General features: G+C 59.8%; 17 protein-coding genes. 14 read left to right on the forward strand and 3 right to left on the reverse strand.

The annotated features are described in order from the left end of the window. The first annotated feature begins 28 nt into the window (after positions 1–28). Positions 29–1687, forward strand: a complete 1659-nt coding sequence (gene betA, locus ACVBAU_RS06755; RefSeq protein WP_448328648.1) for a choline dehydrogenase — start codon at positions 29–31, stop codon at positions 1685–1687. A 110-nt stretch (positions 1688–1797) separates the two neighbouring features. Further along, positions 1798–2484, forward strand: a complete 687-nt coding sequence (locus tag ACVBAU_RS06760; protein ID WP_448328650.1) for a thermonuclease family protein — start codon at positions 1798–1800, stop codon at positions 2482–2484. Between the two features lie 4 nt (positions 2485–2488). On the opposite strand, the gene ACVBAU_RS06765 is transcribed toward ACVBAU_RS06760, so the two are convergent. Continuing rightward, complete coding sequence (locus ACVBAU_RS06765; protein WP_138923863.1) at positions 2489–3889, reverse strand: helix-turn-helix domain-containing protein; 1401 nt, start codon at positions 3887–3889, stop codon at positions 2489–2491. A 72-nt stretch (positions 3890–3961) separates the two neighbouring features. After that, the gene (locus ACVBAU_RS06770) at positions 3962–5179 is read right to left on the reverse strand and encodes a multidrug effflux MFS transporter (RefSeq protein ID WP_138923862.1); all 1218 of its coding nucleotides are present in this window, start codon (positions 5177–5179) and stop codon (positions 3962–3964) included. Between the two features lie 178 nt (positions 5180–5357). Here ACVBAU_RS06770 and ACVBAU_RS06775 point away from each other — a divergent pair, with 178 nt between their 5' ends. The 6 genes from ACVBAU_RS06775 (at position 5358) to ACVBAU_RS06800 (ending at position 10774) form a co-directional block, all read left to right on the forward strand. Beyond that, positions 5358–6890, forward strand: a complete 1533-nt coding sequence (locus tag ACVBAU_RS06775) for an acyl-CoA carboxylase subunit beta (protein ID WP_448328652.1) — start codon at positions 5358–5360, stop codon at positions 6888–6890. 130 nt (positions 6891–7020) lie between these two features. Next, the gene (locus tag ACVBAU_RS06780) at positions 7021–7416 is read left to right on the forward strand and encodes a DUF6497 family protein (RefSeq protein WP_138923860.1); all 396 of its coding nucleotides are present in this window, start codon (positions 7021–7023) and stop codon (positions 7414–7416) included. A gap of 214 nt (positions 7417–7630) precedes the next feature. Further along, complete coding sequence (locus tag ACVBAU_RS06785) at positions 7631–7774, forward strand: hypothetical protein (RefSeq protein WP_167354535.1); 144 nt, start codon at positions 7631–7633, stop codon at positions 7772–7774. A gap of 99 nt (positions 7775–7873) precedes the next feature. Beyond that, complete coding sequence (locus ACVBAU_RS06790; RefSeq protein ID WP_138923859.1) at positions 7874–8221, forward strand: hypothetical protein; 348 nt, start codon at positions 7874–7876, stop codon at positions 8219–8221. Between the two features lie 184 nt (positions 8222–8405). Next, positions 8406–8612: a hypothetical protein gene (locus tag ACVBAU_RS06795; RefSeq protein ID WP_037943771.1), complete on the forward strand. Its 207-nt coding sequence runs from the start codon at positions 8406–8408 to the stop codon at positions 8610–8612. 116 nt (positions 8613–8728) lie between these two features. Continuing rightward, a complete protein-coding gene (locus ACVBAU_RS06800; protein WP_448328656.1) occupies positions 8729–10774 on the forward strand; it encodes an ATP-binding protein in 2046 nt (681 codons plus the stop codon). 94 nt (positions 10775–10868) lie between these two features. Here ACVBAU_RS06800 and ACVBAU_RS06805 read toward each other — a convergent pair whose 3' ends face one another. After that, on the reverse strand, positions 10869–11330 hold the full coding sequence (locus ACVBAU_RS06805; protein WP_138925157.1) for a DUF4174 domain-containing protein: 462 nt from the start codon (positions 11328–11330) through the stop codon (positions 10869–10871). 99 nt (positions 11331–11429) lie between these two features. On the opposite strand from ACVBAU_RS06805, the gene ACVBAU_RS06810 reads away from it, so the two are divergent. The 6 genes from ACVBAU_RS06810 to ACVBAU_RS06835 all read left to right on the forward strand — a co-directional run bounded on the left by ACVBAU_RS06810 (position 11430) and on the right by ACVBAU_RS06835 (position 17413). Further along, positions 11430–12428, forward strand: a complete 999-nt coding sequence (locus ACVBAU_RS06810) for a hypothetical protein (RefSeq protein ID WP_448328658.1) — start codon at positions 11430–11432, stop codon at positions 12426–12428. Further along, positions 12391–14520 (forward strand): methylmalonyl-CoA mutase, encoded by a 2130-nt coding sequence (gene scpA, locus ACVBAU_RS06815; RefSeq protein ID WP_448328660.1) that lies wholly within the window; start codon positions 12391–12393, stop codon positions 14518–14520. The genes ACVBAU_RS06810 and scpA overlap by 38 nt, the downstream gene beginning before the upstream one ends. 70 nt (positions 14521–14590) lie before the next feature. Continuing rightward, the gene (locus tag ACVBAU_RS06820) at positions 14591–15205 is read left to right on the forward strand and encodes a VOC family protein (RefSeq protein WP_448328662.1); all 615 of its coding nucleotides are present in this window, start codon (positions 14591–14593) and stop codon (positions 15203–15205) included. Next, positions 15202–15687, forward strand: a complete 486-nt coding sequence (locus tag ACVBAU_RS06825; protein WP_448328664.1) for an N-acetyltransferase family protein — start codon at positions 15202–15204, stop codon at positions 15685–15687. The genes ACVBAU_RS06820 and ACVBAU_RS06825 overlap by 4 nt, the downstream gene beginning before the upstream one ends. A 32-nt stretch (positions 15688–15719) precedes the next feature. Next, complete coding sequence (locus ACVBAU_RS06830; RefSeq protein ID WP_171048921.1) at positions 15720–16400, forward strand: molecular chaperone DjiA; 681 nt, start codon at positions 15720–15722, stop codon at positions 16398–16400. Continuing rightward, the gene (locus tag ACVBAU_RS06835) at positions 16400–17413 is read left to right on the forward strand and encodes an endonuclease/exonuclease/phosphatase family protein (protein ID WP_138923853.1); all 1014 of its coding nucleotides are present in this window, start codon (positions 16400–16402) and stop codon (positions 17411–17413) included. The genes ACVBAU_RS06830 and ACVBAU_RS06835 overlap by 1 nt, the downstream gene beginning before the upstream one ends. Positions 17414–17456: the final 43 nt, after the last annotated feature.

A 17456-nucleotide genomic window follows, 5' to 3' on the forward strand; every position in this document is an offset into this window, starting at 1 on the left:
CCGAGACATACGGAAGAAAGGCGATAAGATGGAAGCTGAATTTATTATCGTAGGGGCGGGCAGCGCGGGCTGCGCGATGGCGTATCGTTTGGCGACAGCGGGGCGCAAGGTTCTGGTCATCGAACACGGCGGCAGTGATGCCGGACCGTTCATCCAGATGCCTGCGGCGCTGTCCTACCCGATGAACATGAAAACCTACGATTGGGGCTTCCAGTCAGAGCCAGAGCCGCATCTGGATAACCGCCGTCTGGCGACCCCGCGCGGCAAGGTGATTGGTGGATCATCCTCGATCAACGGCATGGTGTATGTGCGCGGTCATGCGATGGACTATGATCATTGGGCCGAACAGGGTGCCGATGGCTGGGGCTATGCCGATGTGCTGCCCTACTTCAAACGTATGGAAAGCTGGCACGATGGTGGCCACGGGGGCGACCCCGAGTGGCGCGGCACCGACGGCCCGCTGCATGTCAGCCGTGGCCCGCGTGAAAACCCGTTGTTCGAAGCCTTTGTCGAGGCGGGCAAGCAAGCGGGCTATGAAGCAACCGACGACTATAACGGCGAAAAGCAAGAAGGCTTTGGCCCGATGGAGCAGACGGTCTGGAAAGGCCGCCGCTGGTCCGCGGCCAACGCCTATCTGCGGCCCGCGCAAAAGACCGGCAATGTCGAACTGGTCCGTGCCTTGGCGCAGCGGATCGTGATCGAGGACGGTCGTGCTGTCGGCGTCGAAGTGCTGCGCAGTGGCAAAACCGAAATTCTGCGTGCCAGCGGTGAGGTTATCATCGCGGCGTCGTCCATCAACTCTCCTAAATTGCTGATGCTGTCGGGCATCGGCCCAGCTGCACATCTGGCAGAGCACGGCATCGACGTGGTCGCCGACCGCGCGGGCGTCGGGCAAAACCTGCAAGACCACCTTGAACTGTATATCCAGATGGCCGCCAGCCAGCCGATCACGTTGTACAAGCACTGGAACGTCTTCTCGAAGGCTGTCATCGGGGCGCAGTGGCTGTTTACGAAAACCGGCATGGGCGCGTCGAACCAGTTTGAAAGTGCGGCGTTCGTCCGGTCCAAAGCGGGGATCAAATACCCGGACATCCAGTATCACTTCCTGCCGATTGCCGTGCGCTATGACGGGCAGGCGGCGGCTGAGGGGCACGGGTTTCAGGCCCATGTCGGGCCGATGCGATCCACGTCGCGCGGGTCGGTCACGCTGGCGTCCGGCGACCCAGCCGACGCGCCCAAAATCTTTTTCAACTACATGTCGCAGGAAAAAGATTGGGAGGAGTTCCGCAATTGCATTCGCCTCACCCGCGAGATCTTTGCACAGGACGCGTTCAAACCCTTCGTCAAACACGAGATTCAGCCCGGGGCTGACCTGCAAAGCGATGACGAACTTGATGCCTTTATCCGCGAACATGCCGAAAGCGCCTATCACCCCTGCGGCACCTGCCGCATGGGCCGCGCCGATGACCCGCAGGCGGTCGTCGATCCTCAGGGCCGCGTGATCGGCGTAGAGGGGCTGCGCGTCGCCGACAGCTCGATCTTTCCGCGGATCACCAACGGCAACCTCAATGCGCCGTCCATCATGGTCGGCGAGAAAATCTCGGACCATGTGCTGGGCCTTGACCCATTGGCAGCATCAAATGACGCGCCTTGGATTCACCCCGATTGGGAAACCTCGCAGCGCTAAGGCAGGCGCTATTGGGTGACAGGGACGACATGACACGGTGGTGCATGAAAATTAACCTCTCTTAATATCTCCGGTTGATTAGGGCGCGGAAACGTCCCAATCAGCCGGATATGAAATTAATACTTAAAACACTATTATCCGCGGCTTTTGTGGTCGCAACCGTGCAGCCGTCTGCGGCGGTCGAACCGCGTATCACCGGTGTGATCAGGGTGATTGACGGCGATACAATCGCCCTTGGCAAAACCCGCATCCGACTATTCGGTATCGATGCCGTCGAGGGGGATCAACCCTGCACGGCAGCGGATGGTACCGTGTTGAACTGCGGCGCTTGGGTGTCGTCCTTGGTCCGCCAGAGCTATGACGGGCAACGCGCTGATTGTGTGAGGGTCGATACCGACCGCTATGGTCGGACCGTGGCACGCTGCAAAGCGCTCGGGCAGGATATGGGGCAGGCTCTGGTCGCGGCAGGGCTGGCGTTTTCCTATGCGCGCTACAGCCGCGATTACGTCAAGACCGAAGCGGCTGCCAAACAGGCGCGACGCGGGGTACACGCCTATGAAACGCAGCGCCCTGATGTCTTTCGCAAGGCGTCGAAAACAGCGACAAAGCCCGCCGCGTCAGCGGGTCCGGGTGGTTGCGAGATCAAAGGCAACGTCAGCAGCAAGGGCACGCGGATATTCCATACGCCGGGCCAGCGCGATTATGACCGCACCGTGATCCGCACCGATAAGGGCGAACATTGGTTCTGCACCGCCGCGCAAGCACGTGCCGCAGGATGGCGGGCCGCACGGCGATAGCACATTACTCTACCTGATAGGGCAGCACGTCGCGCAGGTTCGGATCGACCACCAACTGACGTTCCAGCGGCGGCACAGACCGTTGATGGCAATGCTTGCGCTCGCAGATGCGGCAGGAAATACCGATCGGTTCAAACGCCGAGGCGCGTGTTGTATCCATTCCGTCGGCATAGACCAGCGCGGGCGCGTGGCGGACCTCGCATCCCAGCGAAATCGCATAGCGCCGGACCGGTGCGCCAAACCGCCCCGCCGGTTTCGATATGTCGCGCGCCAACGAGATATAGCGCACCCCATCCGGTGTCTCGGCCAGCTGGCGCAGAAAACGGCCGGGCGTTTCGAACGCGCTGTGCACATTCCATAGGGGGCAAGCTCCGCCGAAACGGGCAAATTGCAGCCGCGTGGCCGAATGGCGTTTGGTGATCGTGCCGGCTTGATCCACGCGCACAAAGAAGAACGGAATGCCCTTTGATCCGGGGCGTTGCAGCGTCGACAGCCGGTGCGCGACCTGTTCGATCGAGGCCCCGAATTGCGTCGCAAGGACCTCAAGGTCATGACGACAGCTTTGAGCGTGCTCCAGAAAGCGGCCATAGGGCATCAATGCGGCCCCGGCAAAATAGTTCGCCAACCCCATCTTCGCGATGTCACGGGCAGCAGGGCTGTTGAAGCGGGCGAAATCCAGTGTCGCTTCAAGCAGGTCGTTCTGCCGCACAAGCGCGACTTGCAACAGCATCTGGAACGTTTGCGTTGCCTGCGAGGCGCGGGCAGAGACATGCAGCACGCCGCTGGCCGGATCATAGCGGCGCAGGGCGTCCGTCTCGTCGAACGCGACTGTGATCCCGGCGGCGGATAGGGCGGCTTTGGTGGTGTCGCGCAGGCTTTGGCCGCTGCCGGTATCGCGGGCGAAATATTCGGCGGCGCGGTCCACCGCATCAATGTAGTTGTCGCAATAATGGAAGAAATCGCGCACCTCTTCCCATGGGCTGGGGGACGGGCGGGCATCCTCGCGGCCCAATGCTTCGTCCAGATAGGCCAGACGTTCCTGCGTCTGTCGATGGCTTTGATGCAGCTTGATGAACGCCCGCGCCAGCCCCGGCGCATTTGAAGCCGCAAGCTGCACATCCGCCAACGGCAGCACATCACCTTCGAACACAGGGTCCGACAGCACTTCGCGCATGTCACTGACCAGCCGTGCGCTGTCGCCGCTCGACAGTTCGGTCACGTCCATCCCAAACTCCGATGCCAGCGCCAACACGACAGTGGTGCTGACCGGACGGTTATTATTCTCCATCTGGTTCAAGTACGGGAGAGACACGCCAAGCCGCGCGGCGAATTCCTTTTGGGTGTGGGCCAGTTTGGTGCGCAGCTCGCGTAGTTTTGCGCCAGCGTAAAGCTTTTGGATCGCCATCAGGGGAGGGGCCTTTGCAAAGTTTGCTGTTCTGCAAACCGTATCTTTGCAAACTTGCCGCGGCAAGGCTTGTCAGGCGATGCCAAGCGCCCGTTCGCGGCGGATCACGACCAGTATCGACGCCACGCCTGCGACGGCTGTGGCCAGCATGATCCACAGCAGCGGGTAGGCGCCTGTTTCTTCGCTCAGCAGTGCACCGGCCAGAATGCTCAGTCCTGCACCGCCGCCGATCATGATCGCCCCGCCAAGCCCCGATGCCGTGCCCGCCAGATGCGGACGCACCGACAAAAGGCCCGCCGTCGCGTTGGGGATGCACAGCCCGTTGCCAAGCCCGACCAGCGTCATCATCCCAAAGAACGACAGCGGCGAGCCATAGCCCAGCAAGAAGATCAACATAGAGACAGAGCCACCGACTGCATTGGCCAGACAGCCCCACAGCACCAGCGTGTTCACACCGACGACCGTTGCTTTGCGGGCCGTGATGAAATTGCCAAGGAAGTAGCCCACGGCGGGCGCACCGAAATAAAGACCAAGCTCTGCCGGTTCCATGCCAAAGACCACGCTGCCGACAAAGGGCGCACCGCCCAGATAAGCAAAGAACGCGCCTGAGCAGCAGGCTGCGGCCATCGAATACCCCCAGAACCGCGGCGAGCCGAGCAGTTCAGGGTATTCGGCAAATTGTTGGGCCAGTGTGCGGCCCGATGCGACATGGGTTTCGCCAAGATCGAACCATGTAATCGCCAGCACCAGTCCGCCGATCCAGAACATTGCCCAGAAGGTTGCCTGCCAGCCAAACGACTGTTCCAGCAACCCGCCCACAGCGGGAGAGATCATAGGCACCAGCGCCATGCCCATCGTGACATAGCCAATCATCGACGCGGCTTTGTCTTGGGCGAACATGTCGCGCACCACCGCACGGCTCAGCACCATTGATACGGCCACGATCGCCTGAACGCAGCGGAACGCGAGAAACACGGCCGTCGTGGGCGCGTAGATGCACCCGACCGTCGCGACCATGTATATCGCAAGCCCCCACAGCAGCACATTACGCCGCCCCAGATTGTCGGAAACGGGCCCGATAATAACCTGCAATACCGCGCTGCACAGCAGGTAAAGCGGGACTGACAGCTGCATGACGGAATAATCTGTGTCGAAATATTCAGCCATAGCGGGAAGGCTTGGCAGGAACATGTTCATCGCCAGCGCGCCAATCCCCGACAAAAGGATCAACGTCGAAATATGCGGGGGGGAGGTTTTATCCAGAAAGCGGACGGGGTTATCCTTGGTCATTACATATAAGTATGCCTGCGGTTGAACCTTGTCTATCCAGAACCATACGGTAACCGAACAATTTGCAAGTTTTCAATTAGCAAAAATGCAAATGTATAATATTTGCAAATTTGCAAAAATGAGCTTTGGTTCGCACCGGCCCGGCGTTAGCATACGGGAAATCTTATAGAGGTGCGTGATGAAAGATATTCTGGAACAGCTTGAAACCCGCCGTGATGATGCTCGATTGGGCGGAGGGCAAAAGCGCATCGACGCGCAGCACGCCCGTGGCAAGCTGACCGCCCGCGAGCGGATCGACCTGTTGCTTGATGAAGGGTCGTTCGAAGAATTCGATATGTTCGTCACACACCGCTGCACGGATTTCGGGATGGAACAGCAAAAACCCGCAGGCGACGGCGTTGTCACAGGCTGGGGCACCATCAATGGTCGTCTGGTCTATGTGTTCAGTCAGGATTTCACCGTTTTCGGCGGCTCGCTGTCGCAGACCCACGCGCAGAAGATTTGCAAAATTCAGGACATGGCGATCCAGAATGGTGCGCCGGTTATCGGTATTAACGATTCCGGTGGTGCGCGTATTCAGGAAGGCGTCGACAGCCTTGCCGGTTATGCCGAAGTGTTCCAGCGCAATATCGAAGCCTCGGGCGTGATCCCGCAGATCAGCGTGATCATGGGGCCTTGCGCGGGCGGGGCGGTCTATTCGCCTGCGATGACCGATTTTATCTTCATGGTCAAAGATACCTCTTACATGTTTGTGACCGGCCCTGACGTGGTGAAAACCGTGACCAACGAACAGGTCACCGCAGAAGAACTGGGCGGCGCGTCCACGCACACGCGCAAATCCTCTGTCGCGGATGGCGCGTTTGAAAATGACGTCGAAGCGCTGGCCGAAGTCCGTCGTCTGGTCGATTTCCTGCCCGCGAATAACCGTGAAAAACCACCCGTCCGCCCGTTCTTTGATGAACCTGACCGGATCGAGGCGTCGCTGGATACATTGGTACCGAGCAACGCCAACACGCCCTACGACATGAAAGAGCTGATCCACAAGCTGGCTGACGAGGCTGATTTCTACGAGATTCAAGAAGATTACGCCAAGAACATCCTAACCGGATTTATCCGCATCGAAGGGCGCACTGTGGGCGTCGTTGCGAACCAGCCGATGGTGCTGGCGGGGTGTCTGGATATCGACAGCTCGCGCAAGGCCGCGCGGTTTGTGCGGTTCTGTGATGCCTTCGAAATTCCGATCCTCACGCTGGTCGACGTGCCCGGCTTCCTGCCCGGTACCGCGCAAGAATACGGTGGTGTGATCAAACACGGCGCAAAACTGTTGTTCGCTTATGGTGAAGCAACGGTGCCGATGGTGACGGTTATCACCCGCAAAGCCTATGGCGGTGCCTATGACGTGATGGCGTCCAAGCACCTGCGGTCCGACTTTAACTATGCGTGGCCCACAGCCGAGATTGCCGTGATGGGGGCCAAGGGCGCGACAGAGATCATCCACCGTGCCGATCTAAATGATCCCGAAAAGATCGCCCGCCACACGGCCGATTACGAGGAGCGTTTCGCGAACCCGTTTGTTGCGGCAGAACGCGGCTTTATCGACGAGGTGATCCAGCCCCGCATGACCCGCAAGCGGATTGCCCGCGCCTTTGCCTCGCTGCGCAACAAGAAAGCCGCGATGCCTTGGAAGAAGCACAACAACATCCCGCTTTAACGTCGGTACAATTCGCAACCCTTGTGGTGTCCGCGCAGGGACCACAAGGGGCAGGAGACCCCTTTCGGTGACAGTTCGCCCCGCCCTTTGTCAACTCAGTTGCACGGACCGCCCCCACCGGGCGTCTGCGTTGACGTGGTTTGCTGCATCGGTGTTGCTTGCAGCGACATCCGCGGGTGCCGTCGCGGCCAGCGCGGTCGAAATGCCGTCGGGGCAAAGCCTGGAACTGCAAGAAGTTTTGGTTGATCAGGTGGAGACCGAAACATGGCTGCGCTTCCGTTTCGTCGCACCATATATCGCGCGTGATACAGGCACTGTGGACTTTGCGCAGGTAGGGGCCGATATGACCTATCTGTGCGACGCGCTGGCCATTCCCTATATGGCGCAACACGCGCTGAACGGAGAGGTCATTGTGATCTCTTTGGCTGATCGCGTCACGGAATTCGGGGTGTCAGACCCCGAGGCCACACAGTTTTTCGAGGCGTTTCGCCTGAGCAACGACACCTGTATCTGGGAGGGCCTTTGATGCACCCACAACATCTTGCGAGCGCTGCGGTACCAGCGCACCGAACTGCGACTTTGGCGTCACATTTGGGCGGATTGGAAACCACACCGTATCCAACCGCTTTGAACTGCGATAATGTCGCGGCGGGGAATACCGATGTATTGCCCACTTTAAAACCGGGGTCTGATTGGCATGAGGCAGTGCCAGGCCCTTTAAACAGTGACAGGAGACTTAGATGTCCAAGAGCATCACAATGCTGGCCGCTTTCGGCCTTATCGCAGCCGTTTCGGCATGCGCACCCAAGCAGCAAGAAGAATATGTCGTGGTCGCACCCGAGCCCATCTCGGTTGAGCCCGTGTACACAGGCAAGTACAAGTAAGACTTGCTGGGGGCAGGCGTCTGCGCCTGTCTCCATTCCCTCTGCGGCGATTAACGCAGGGGTTTCACCGCGCATTTCCCCTGCAGTCTGGGGGGCATCATGCTGAAGCATCGCGGTTTCCCGGGGCGTATGCCCGGTTCAGACTATCAATTCGTCATTCGTCGCGCCAACCCGCGCGGGATCACCCCGTTGACCCGCCGCGAACGCCGGTCTGATCGCAAGGCGGCGGACCGTCGCGTTGACACCGCCTTTATGCGCGCGCTCTGGGAAGCCTTTGGCGACCAGCCGTTCGAGAGGGGCAATCTTGATGCCGGGCGTTTGTCGTGGCTATTTGGCCGTGAAGTGGTTGCGGTAGACGATCCGTTTGATCCTGCCGACTACGAGGCGATGCTGGTCATCAACGAAGCGCTGGCCCGCGCGTCTTTTCCTGACGCGTTCGGGGATTAATGATGCGCGTTGCCCCCATCATTCCGGCTGCTTTTCGCTATGCGCTTTGCGTACTGGGCAAGAGTATGCCCAGTTTGACGGGGGCGCGTGCTCTTTTCCCGACGGCTGTGGAACCTTCTACAAAATCGTGCGTTAAGCAGTATCACATCGCGAATAACGCACGTTCAATAAAAGGTTTATACCCATGTCCATCAAAACAATTCTTCTCGCCGTTACTGCGTCCGCTGGCCTTGCCGCTTGTGGCGATACACTGGGCGAGCAAGCGCTTGGCGGTGGTGTCGTGGGCGCTGGTGCCGCAGCGGTCACAGGCGGTAGCCTTGCACAAGGTGCAGCCATCGGTGCCGGCGCAAACGTACTGGCCTGCCAGTCCGGCGCGGTACGCTGCCAATAATCTGACATCTGCTGCGGCCACGCGCCGCGGTAGCTGTATTGCTCAAGATTTTGCCCCGCTCAGCCTCGTGCTGATGCGGGGTTTTTCCGTTCACTCAAGACCAAAAGGGACAGTCGATGTTCAATAAGATCCTGATCGCCAACCGCGGCGAAATTGCCTGCCGTGTTATCAAGACCGCCAAGAAGATGGGCATTGAAACCGTCGCTGTCTATTCAGACGCGGATGCGCAGGCGTTGCACGTCCAGATGGCGGACGAGGCGATCCACATCGGCCCTCCTGCCGCGAACCAGTCCTATATCGTAATCGACAAGATCATGGAGGCGGTAAAGAAATCGGGCGCTCAGGCTGTGCATCCGGGCTATGGCTTTTTGTCCGAGAACTCCAAGTTTGCCGAAGCGCTTGCCGCTGCGGGCGTCGCCTTTGTCGGCCCGCCTGTCGGCGCGATCGAGAAGATGGGCGACAAGATCACGTCCAAGAAAATCGCCCAAGAGGCCGGCGTTTCCACCGTGCCCGGTTACATGGGCTTGATCGCCGACGCTGACGAAGCCGTCAAAATCTCGAACGAGGTCGGTTATCCGGTGATGCTCAAGGCGTCTGCGGGCGGCGGCGGCAAGGGCATGCGTATCGCTTGGAATGACGAAGAAGCCCGCGAGGGGTTCCAGTCGTCCAAGAACGAAGCGGCCAACAGCTTTGGCGACGACCGTATATTCATCGAAAAATTCGTGACCCAGCCGCGCCACATCGAAATTCAGGTCCTGTGCGACAGCCACGGCAACGGCATCTATCTGGGCGAACGTGAATGTTCGATCCAGCGCCGCAACCAGAAGGTTGTCGAAGAGGCCCCGTCGCCTTTCTTGGACGAAGCGACACGCAAAGCCATGGGCGAGCAATCCGTCGCATTGGCGCAGGCCGTGGGTTACACTTCTGCCGGTACGGTCGAATTCATCGTGGACGGCGACAAGAATTTCTTCTTCCTCGAGATGAACACACGTCTTCAGGTGGAACACCCCGTAACCGAACTGATCACGGGCGTTGATCTGGTTGAACAGATGATCCGCATCGCCAATGGCGAAAAGCTGACCATCACCCAAGACGACGTCAAGCTGACCGGCTGGGCGATTGAAAACCGTCTGTATGCCGAAGATCCCTATCGCGGCTTCTTGCCCTCGATCGGGCGTCTGACGCGCTACCGTCCTCCGATGGAAATTGCGGCAGGCCCCCTGCTTGAGAACGATAAATGGCAGGGCGACGCGCCAGCGGGCGAAATGGCCGTGCGCAACGATACCGGCGTCTATGAGGGCGGCGAGATTTCGATGTATTACGATCCGATGATCGCCAAGCTGTGCACATGGGCACCAACCCGCGCCGAGGCGATTGAACGGATGCGCGTGGCGCTGGACAGCTTCGAGGTCGAAGGCATCGGACACAATCTGCCCTTCCTGTCCGCCGTGATGGATCATCCGATTTTTGTCGAAGGCAACATGACCACCGCCTTTATCGAAGAGCAGTATCCGGATGGGTTTGACGGGGTAGACCTGCCCGAAGCAGACCTGCGTCGCATTGCGGCCGCCACAGCAGCCATGCACCGCGTCGGCGAAATTCGCCGGACGCGCGTGTCGGGCCGTATGGATAACCACGAACGCAAGGTCGGCACCGCATGGAATGTTGCGGTGCAAGGCCACTCGTTTGACGTGGATATTCAGGCGGACCCCAAGGGTGCTACGGTCACCTTTGACGACGGCACATCGCTCCGGGTTGCGGGCGATTGGACGCCGGGCGACCAACTGGCAGAAATGACCGTCGATGACACGCCACTGGTGTTCAAGGTCGGCAAGATCTCGGGCGGGTTCCGCGTGCGGGCGCGTGGCGCGGATATGAAAGTGCATGTGCGCAGCCCCCGTCAGGCAGAACTCGCGCGTCTGATGCCCGAAAAGCTGCCGCCCGACACGTCCAAGCTGCTGCTTTGCCCGATGCCGGGTCTGGTGGTAAAGATCGACGTCGAGGTAGGCGATGAAGTCCAAGAAGGCCAGAACCTGTGCACCATTGAGGCGATGAAGATGGAAAACATCCTGCGCGCCGAGAAAAAGGGCAAAGTGTCCAAGATCAACGCCGCAGCGGGCGACAGCCTTGCTGTGGACGATGTCATCATCGAGTTTGAATAAACACCATGCCAGCCGTTGCGATCATGGGACACAATACGGCGCTGCGGGGGATTTCTGCGCAGCGCCGCCCCATATCGTTGCGGCTGGCGTACCTTCAGTCAAAGAGTTTGCCTGCCCGTTCCTTTGCGTCGCGGATTTCGCGCTGCCGGATGGTCATTTTGTCGATGCTGCGGGTAATTTCGCGCACGTCCCACGGGCGGGGCTTACGCAACTTGATGTCGCCGTCTTTGCCGACCAGCACCAGCATGAACCCGCGCGGCCGCATCTGCAGCCGTAACGGGCTACGTGCGGCGGGGTCTGTGTCGGTCAATACGATGACATCTCGGCTAACCAAGTCTACGGGCTGCTCGCGCAAAAGCTCCATCTGGGCCTGGTATGCGGGGTCGTCCTCACTGTCTGCAAAGACCAGCACCGGCCTTTTTTTCCAGTGGAATTCACTTAAATTTTCCATATCGGCGGGCAAGAACAAGTCGGGAACCTGTGGTTCAGAGACCGTTTCCGCCCCCGCCGAGACCGCAAACAATCCTGCAAAAACAAGGGCTATCACTGATTTCATCGTTTCTCCTGTCCGTACAGATATAAGCTTGCGCGACGCGATTGCGATGCACAACCCGACATCTGCGCATATTAAGCACTCTGCAACAGGTTTGCAGGCATGACTGTGGCTCACACTCTCGGTGGGCCTTTTGGGCTGACCTCCTTTCAAGGATTGGGCAAGCAGATCATGGATATCCTTCTTCACGTTGGTGCGCACCGGACAGGCACGACCAGTTTTCAACACTATTTGGCGGATCATTCCGATGCGATCGCGGCGCGTGGCACCTGCGTCTGGGGGCCGCGCCAGACCCGCGGGGGGCTTTTTACGGGGCTGTTTCCTGCGTCGGGCGGCCTTGGACCTGACCCCAATCTGGTAAACGGGCGCGTTTCGCTGTTGATGGGCAAGGCCCGCGAGCTTGGTGCGGACCAACTGCTGATTTCAGACGAAAACATGATCGGGTCTACACGTCATTCGGTGCGCAGCGCGCGGCTTTTTCCTGCGATTGGCGAACGTATGGCACGGTTCGGTTCCAGCTTTGGCGGGCGCGTGACGCAGGTGGTGCTGGCCATCCGGCAAACCGACCAGTGGTGGACCTCTGCGGTGGCGTACACGGTGGGGCGCGGGCATCCGGTACCAGATGCGGATCAGCTCGAGCGGATCGCCCATGATCCGCGTGGCTGGCGCGATGTGATCACCGATCTTGCCTGCGCCATGCCCGAAGCGAAGATCACCGTCGCCCGCTATGACGATTTCGCCGGCCACCCCGACCTGCTATTTTCGCAACTGACGGGGCGCGCTGCCCCTGTCTCAGACACCGGATACTGGCTGAACCGCCGTCCGGATGTGGCCGCCTTGCACGCGCAAATGGACCCCGACACGGCAGAACTGCCCAGCGATGGTCTGGGCCACTGGCAACCTTTTACCAAGGACCAGACAGCGGCTTTGCGAGAAACCTATGCGGACGATCTGTTCTGGCTGACTGCCGGTGCCGATGGTCTTGCGACCCTGACAGAGAACTCAACCGCCACAAGAACCAGCACAAGCTGGCCAGAAGGCGACAGAATAAAAGGACACCACCATGACAGCGGACAAAGAAAACTGGCGCAATCTGGCTGAGGCGGAATTGCGGGGGCGTAGCCTGGATGACCTGACGTGGAACACGCTGGAAGGCATCGACGTCAAACCGCTTTATACGGCCGAAGACACCGAAGGGCTGGATCACCTCGGCGGAATCCCCGGCGAAGCGCCCTTTACCCGTGGCGTCAAAGCGACCATGTACGCCGGTCGTCCCTGGACCATCCGTCAATATGCGGGGTTCTCCACGGCTGAGGAATCGAACGCCTTTTACCGCCGCGCACTCTCGGCAGGGCAGCAAGGTGTCTCGGTTGCATTCGATCTGGCCACCCACCGCGGCTATGACAGTGACCACCCCCGCGTAGAAGGGGACGTGGGCAAGGCGGGCGTTGCGATCGACAGCGTCGAGGACATGAAGATCCTGTTCGACGGCATCCCGCTGGATAAAGTGTCTGTTTCCATGACAATGAACGGCGCGGTGATCCCGATTTTGGCCAGCTTTATCGTCGCGGGCGAAGAACAGGGGCACGATAAATCCGTGCTGTCCGGCACCATTCAGAACGACATTCTGAAGGAATTCATGGTCCGCAACACCTATATCTACCCGCCTGAACCCTCGATGCGGATCATTGGCGACATCATCGAATACACCTCGGACCATATGCCGAAATTCAATTCGATCTCGATTTCGGGCTACCACATGCAAGAGGCGGGCGCGAACCTTGTGCAGGAACTGGCCTTTACCCTTGCCGATGGCCGCGAATATGTGCGCACCGCCATCGCCGCAGGGATGGATGTCGACCGTTTCGCGCCGCGTTTGAGCTTCTTCTTCTGCATCGGCATGAACTTCTTCATGGAGGCGGCAAAGCTGCGCGCGGCACGTCTGCTGTGGTCGCGGATTATGGATGAATTCAAACCGCAGAACCCCAAGTCCTCGATGTTGCGCACCCACTGCCAGACCTCGGGCGTCAGCCTTCAGGAACAAGATCCCTATAATAACGTGGTCCGCACGGCGTATGAAGCCATGAGCGCAGTGCTTGGCGGCACGCAGTCGCTGCACACCAACGCGCTGGACGAGGCGATTGCACTGCCCACGGATTTCTCGTCGCGCATCGCCCGCAATACACAGCTGATTTTGCAAGAAGAAACCGGCGTCACCAACGTCATCGACCCCTTGGCGGGCAGCTACTACGTCGAAAAGCTGACCGCCGATCTGGCAGATGCAGCCTGGAAACTGATCGAGGAAGTCGAAGAGCTGGGTGGTATGACCAAAGCCGTCGCCTCCGGCATGCCGAAGCTGCGCATCGAAGAGGCCGCTGCCACCCGTCAGGCCAAGATCGACCGCGGGACCGAGGTGATCGTCGGCGTGAACAAATACCGCCGCGAGGTCGAGGACGAGATCGACATTCTCGATGTGGACAACGTCAAGGTGCGCGACAGCCAGATCAAGCGTTTGGAAGCCATCCGTGGGTCTCGGGATGAATTGGCATGTACCGCCGCGCTGGCCGAACTGACCCGCCGTGCCTCCGAGGGCGGAAACCTGTTGGAAGGGGCGGTCGAAGCTGCCCGTGCCCGCGCCACCGTAGGAGAGATCAGCATGGCGATGGAAGAAAAATTCGGACGTCACCGCGCCGAGGTCAAAACGCTGGCCGGTGTGTATGGCGCGGCCTATGAAGGCGACAGCGGCTTTGCGGAAATCCAAAAATCCGTAGAAGATTTCGCCGAAGCCGAAGGCCGCCGCCCGCGTATGCTGGTGGTAAAAATGGGTCAGGACGGGCACGATCGCGGGGCCAAGGTCATCGCGACGGCCTTTGCCGATATCGGCTTTGACGTGGACGTAGGTCCGCTGTTCCAGACCCCTGCCGAAGCCGCGCAGGACGCCGTGGACAATGACGTGCATGTCATCGGCATCTCGTCACAGGCGGCGGGCCATAAAACTCTGGCACCGCAATTGATCAACGCGCTGAAAGAGGCAGGGGCCGAGGATATTCTGGTGATCTGCGGCGGCGTTATCCCGCAACAGGACTATAAGTTCCTTAAAGATGCAGGGGTTAAGGCGATCTTTGGGCCGGGCACCAACATTCCGAATGCGGCGCAGGATATCCTGAAACTGATCCGCGCCGCGCGGGACTGAGCTGGGCGCGAGGGGGCTGTCTGCCCCCTCACACTCCCCCGAGGATTTGAGCCATTTGGAAGCATGAAGCATGATTGAACTGGATCACCTTGCAGTCGCAGGCGAAAGCCTTGAGGCAGCATCAGACTATGCCGCGCAGGTGCTAGGGGTCCCGTTGCAATCGGGTGGCGCGCATGCGGTATTTGGGACGCATAACAAACTGTTAGGCCTGTCAGATACGCTTTATCTAGAGGCGATTGCTGTTGATCCCGATGCGCCACAGCCCGCCTATGCAAGGTGGTTTGATCTGGATCGGTTCAACGGGCCGGCGCGTCTGTCCAACTGGATTTGCCGCTGCGATGATCTGGAGGCGGCGCTGGACGCTTTGCCAGAAGGCTATGGCGCGCCGGTACAGTTGCAGCGCGGTGATTTAAGCTGGCGTATGGCCGTGCCGGAAAACGGTGTGTTGCCGTATGATAATTGCGCGCCTGCTTTGATGCAGTGGGACGGGGATGCACATCCGACCCAACGGCTTGAAAGCTCGGGCTGTCGACTGGTGACATTAACGGTTCAGCATCCACAGGCAGAGGCGTTGGCGGCTGCGTTGGCACCTTTATTGGTGGATGCGCGGGTCGTGTTCGAGGCCGGAACGCCGGGGCTGTTTGCAACCTTTGATACCCCCGTGGGCAGGGGCGTGCTGGCGTGATCCTGCGGGCGGCCTGCGGTGACGATGGGGCTGCGGTGGCAGCACTTTGGAGTGGCATGATCGCCGATACGCTGTTTACCTTTACCACGGATGTTAAAACGGCCGCCGAGGTCGAGGATCTTATTGCTGTCCGTGCAGACCAGTTTTGGGTCGCAGAGGCTGATGGAATCGTTGGGTTTGTGACTTTCGGCCCCTTTCGCAGCGGGCCGGGATACCGCGATGCGGTGGAACATTCGATCGTGCTGGACAGCTCGGTGCAGGGCACTGGCGTGGGGCGTGGCTTGATGCAAACCGCCTTTGACGCCGCAGCAGCACAGGGGCGGCGCATCATGGTGGCGGCCATCAGCGGGGCCAATCCGGGTGCCGTCGGGTTTCATACCGCACTTGGCTTTGACCACGTGGGCAGGATGCCGCGCATCGGGCAGAAGAACGGGCAGCAGCTTGACCTAATTTTGATGCAGAAAATGCTGTCGCCCCGCTGACTTCCTTGGCGGTGCCCCGTATGATGGGCGTCATGTCTATTTGGTCACGCATCACCGAAGCTTTGTCAGCGCTCACCGCCGGTGAGGGGCTGTCGGCCGTTTTCGACCGTCTGCGCACCCCGCCCGAGAGGTCGGTGGCCTTTACCATTGCCGTGATTGCCCTGGGGGCCAAGATGGCCAAGGCCGACGGGCAGGTGACCCGAGACGAGGTAACCGCCTTTCGAGAGGTGTTCCAGATTGCCGAGGCCGACCAGCAGGGTGCTGCGCGGGTATTCAATTTAGCGCGGCATGATGTGGCCGGCTTTGAGGATTACGCCGCGCGCATTGCGCAGATGTTCGCGGATCAGCCCGAGATGCTGCATGATCTGATCGAAGGGTTGTTCCACATTGCCATGGCCGACGGCATGTACCACCCGAACGAAGACGCGTTTCTGGTACGGGTGGCGCAGATTTTTGCGATGGATGACAGTGACTTTGCCTCGCTTCGGGCGCGGTTTGTGCCCGATACATCGCCGCTGCCCCATGCGGTTCTGGGCATTCCGCCCGATGCCTCGCGTGAAGAGGGGCGTGCTGCGTGGCGCAAGCTGGTGCGCGCCAATCATCCTGACGCGCTGGTTGCACGCGGTCTGCCACAAGAGGCCGTGGCGATGGCCGAAAAACGCATGATCGACATCAACCGCGCATGGGAGACCTGGTCAGGCAAGGCGCGGTAATGCGGATCGCGACCTATAATGTCGAATGGTTCACCGGTTTGTTTGACGACAATGACCAGCTGCTGCTGGACGACGGCTGGTCGGCCCGCCACGATATTACCCGTGCGCAGCAGGCGCAGGCTTTGGGCGCTGTGTTTCGTGCCTTGGACGCCGATGCCGTGATGGTGATCGAGGCCCCGGATCAAAGCCGCAAACGCGGGACGGTGGCTGCGCTGGAACGTTTTGCCGCGCATTTTAATTTGCGCACGCGCAAGGCGCTGATCGGTTTTGCCAATGATACCCAGCAGGAAATCGCGCTGTTATTTGATCCCGACAAGCTGACGGCCACCCATGCACCCGGCGGGACGGTCGGGCGGGGGCAGGCCCCGCGGTTCGATGGCACCTTTGATATTGATTTGGATATCGACGCGCGCGAGGATCACGTGGTCTTCTCTAAGCCGCCGCTTGAGCTGGATATCGTGACCCGTGACGGGGTCGCTTTTCATATGATCGGTGCGCATCTGAAATCCAAAGCACCGCATGGGGCCAAGACGCCGCAAGATGCGCTGCGCATCGGGATCGCAAGCCGGCGCAAACAACTGGCACAGGCGGTCTGGCTGCGACGTCGGATTGATGCGCAGCTGGACGCGGGCACCCCGTTGATGGTTCTGGGCGATCTGAACGACGGGCCCGGGCTGGACAGTTTCGAGGATCTTTTCGGGCGGTCCTCGGTAGAGATCGTGATGGGGCACAGGCAGGATCGGGCTTTGGTCGACCCACATGCAACCCGTGCGTTGGGGCAGCGGATTGGGGCGATGCCCACGACCTCGCGCTTTTGGATCGCGCCCGAGAAACGCTATCTTCAGGCGCTGCTGGATTACATCATGATCAGCCCGGCCCTGACCGCGCACCACCCCCAGTGGCGTATCTGGCACCCGATGGACGATCCGGAATGCTGGGCCGATGCAGGTTTGCGCGATGCATTGATCACGGCGTCGGATCACTTTCCAGTGACGATTGATCTCGCGCTCTGAGCGGCCCTTTAATGCCGCTTTCCTCATGTCAGGAAATAGGGCA

The organism is Sulfitobacter sp. M13 (genome assembly GCF_053474885.1).